At 44.3% G+C, this 625-nt stretch carries 1 protein-coding gene; it reads left to right on the top strand.

The genetic code is table 11. The features are described 5' to 3' along the window. Window positions 1-625: phospho-N-acetylmuramoyl-pentapeptide-transferase (mraY, locus tag E0L37_RS21200; RefSeq protein WP_133493624.1), on the top strand; the 625-nt coding region annotated here is incomplete at both ends.

Genomic DNA, 625 nt, shown 5'->3' with positions numbered 1-625 from the left:
TTAGGTGTGGTTGGCTTTGTTGATGACTACCGTAAAGTGATCCGCAAAGACCCTAAAGGCTTAATTGCTAAGTGGAAATACTTTTGGCAATCAGTGATTGCGTTAGTGGTTGCCAGTGCGCTTTATTTTACCTCGCAGCAAGGCAGCGAAACCTCATTAGTTGTGCCGTTTTTCAAAGACGTGTTACCACAGCTAGGGTTGTTTTATATCGTGATGACTTACTTTGTAATTGTCGGTACGTCGAACGCGGTAAACCTAACAGATGGCCTTGATGGTTTAGCGATTGTACCAACCATTTTAGTGGCGGCAGCACTTGCCATTATTGCTTATTTAACAGGTAACGTTAATTTCTCAAGCTATCTACATATTCCGCATTTGCCACTCGCCAGTGAGCTTGTGGTTGTGTGTACAGCAATTGTGGGAGCTGGACTTGGTTTCTTATGGTTTAACACCTACCCAGCACAGGTATTTATGGGTGATGTAGGCTCATTAGCACTCGGTGGTGCTTTGGGTATTATTGCGGTGCTGGTTCGCCAAGAACTAGTACTTATCATCATGGGTGGTGTGTTCGTAATGGAAGCATTGTCGGTGATTTTACAAGTGGGCTCTTACAAATTACGTGGCC

This window comes from Alcanivorax sp. 24, from assembly GCF_004360225.1.
GTDB classification, from domain to species: Bacteria; Pseudomonadota; Gammaproteobacteria; order Pseudomonadales; family Alcanivoracaceae; genus Alloalcanivorax; species Alloalcanivorax xiamenensis.
Note: the sequence above shows the minus strand (reverse complement) of the source record. Positions and strands in the feature narration are given on the sequence as shown.